This window comes from Oceanospirillum linum (assembly GCF_001995095.2).
GTDB lineage: Bacteria > Pseudomonadota > Gammaproteobacteria > Pseudomonadales > Halomonadaceae > Oceanospirillum > Oceanospirillum linum.
This window is the reverse complement of sequence record NZ_MTSD02000271.1, coordinates 1-379: the sequence shown is the minus strand read 5'-3', so window position 1 is coordinate 379 and position 379 is coordinate 1. Positions and strand designations below refer to the sequence as shown.

At 42.5% G+C, this 379-nt stretch carries 1 protein-coding gene; it reads right to left on the bottom strand.

The window, feature by feature from the left end; genetic code table 11:
- On the bottom strand, positions 1-379 hold a 379-nt coding region (locus BTA35_RS17595; RefSeq protein ID WP_145952612.1), incomplete at both ends, for an EamA family transporter.

The following is a 379-nucleotide window of genomic DNA, read 5'->3' as shown; positions in this document are numbered from 1 at the left end:
ATATTGAAGGGAATATCCCAACATATAACACACTTAATATTGACACTGGGGTAACAGGCATTGGTCTACCATTGCTGGTTTCATATAAATAAAACGGTAGCAACGCAACCACGCCGATTACAACGGTTAAACCGAAAAAGCCAAAGGGACTAATACCTTCTGGCCTCAGGCGCAACAAAGCCGAATATATAGCCCAGCTTAACACTGCCGCTAAAATCCAAGCAGTGCCCACGTTAAGCAGATCTAAACTCAACAATGTTTCTGGATTCCCTTGCGTCACAACAGTGACAACACCCAACAGCGAGATCAGCATGCCAATAACTTGAATACCACTGACTTTTTCACGAAAGAAGAGCCAAGACAGCATCAAAATAAAAAT